We start from the raw sequence: 214 nt of genomic DNA, 5'->3' as shown, positions 1-214 counted from the left end.
CGCGTAGAGTCTTCTATAGTAACGCCGGGCAGAACACGAGACACACCTGCATACACCTCATCCGCTGTCATTCCCCCAACCATCTCCACAAATTCACCATTCTCCTTCCTAGCATTTTCATACCCACCCCATCCAAACACCACAGCAAAATCATCAAAACCCCAACTCCCACCACCTCCCACCCCACCCCCTACATTCGAACTTACTTTCCCTT

General features: G+C 50.9%; 1 pseudogene. It reads right to left on the bottom strand.

What is annotated here, in order from left to right:
* Nucleotides 1–182, bottom strand: a pseudogene (locus tag FS628_RS32515) (ArsR family transcriptional regulator); the annotation flags it as partial.
* Nucleotides 183–214: the final 32 nt, after the last annotated feature.

The sequence above is a fragment of the Paenibacillus xylanexedens genome (genome assembly GCF_007676705.1).
Taxonomy (GTDB): Bacteria; Bacillota; Bacilli; order Paenibacillales; family Paenibacillaceae; genus Paenibacillus; species Paenibacillus xylanexedens_C.
The sequence above is the reverse complement of the archived record's forward strand: the minus strand, read 5'-3'. Positions and strand labels throughout refer to the sequence as shown.